This is a genomic window from Mesorhizobium sp. M1A.F.Ca.IN.020.06.1.1 (assembly GCF_004023265.1).
In the GTDB taxonomy this organism is placed as follows: Bacteria; Pseudomonadota; Alphaproteobacteria; order Rhizobiales; family Rhizobiaceae; genus Mesorhizobium.
The window spans coordinates 1-972 of the sequence record NZ_RZSR01001448.1 but is presented as its reverse complement, the minus strand read 5'-3'; the positions used below and the strand labels follow the sequence as shown (position 1 = coordinate 972).

The window sequence follows — 972 nt, the reverse complement described above, 5'->3', positions numbered from 1 at the left end:
CCGCATGGGCCGTGCCGAGCCGCTTCTCCTGCACGAAGGTCTCGGCTTTCGGCGCGAATTTCTGCACCGCCTTCCGCATCTCGTCGGCGCCGTGGCCGATCACCAGCGCCAGACCCGTTGCCCCGGCGGCCTCAGCGGCCTTCACCACATGAGCCACCATCGGCAGGCCGGCAATGGCGTGCAGCACCTTGGGCATCGCGCTCTTCATGCGCGTACCTTCGCCGGCGGCGAGGATGACGGACAGGCAGGATCTCTGGCTCATAGGGCAACCGTATGAAAGGATTCAAATCATCGCATGCTAGCAGCGGCGTGATGCTGCACCAATGCGGTTAAATTCCGGTGAGACAGCGGATCACCTGGACTCTTGATCGGCGGGTCCACAATTCGATCCTGTGCACGAAGTGGCAGATCACCCGAGCCGCCCGAGCGCCGGGAAGTTTTCCAGCAGCCAGTAGGATGCGCTCTGCACGCCACCGGTGAGAAAAAACACGCCGGCGACGACGAGCAGCGCGCCGATCGCTTTTTCCACGCGACCGAGATGGACGCGGAATTCTCCCAAGAAGCGCATGAAGGCGCCGGAAAACAGCGCCGCGATCAGGAAGGGGATGCCGAGCCCGAGCGAATAGGCGGCGAGCAGCAGCGCGCCCTCGCCCACCGTCTCGCGGCCGCCGGCTAAAGTCAGGATCGGCCCCAGCACCGGGCCGATGCAGGGCGTCCAGCCGAAGGCAAAGGCCAGCCCCATGACATAGGCGGCGATCATGCTGGCCGGCTTGCCCTGCGACTGGAAGCGCGCCTCGCGCGACAAGAGCGGGATGCGCACGATGCCGAGGAAATTCAGGCCCATGATGATGATCAGCGCGCCGGCCACCATCGCCAGCGGTTCCTGCCAGACGCGCAGCAGCCGGCCGATCGTCGAGGCGCCGGCGCCAAGCGCGACGAAGACGGTCGAGAAGCCGAGCACGAAGGCAACAG

At 65.6% G+C, this 972-nt stretch carries 2 protein-coding genes; both read right to left on the bottom strand.

Annotation, left to right across the window (positions count from 1 at the left end; genetic code table 11):
* On the bottom strand, positions 1 to 262 hold a 262-nt coding region (locus EOA60_RS34760; protein ID WP_164899860.1), incomplete at its 3' end, for an NTP transferase domain-containing protein.
* A gap of 147 nt (positions 263 to 409) precedes the next feature.
* Positions 410 to 972, bottom strand: a 563-nt coding sequence (locus tag EOA60_RS34755) for a cytochrome c biogenesis CcdA family protein (protein WP_164899859.1), incomplete at its 5' end; no start/stop codon positions are given.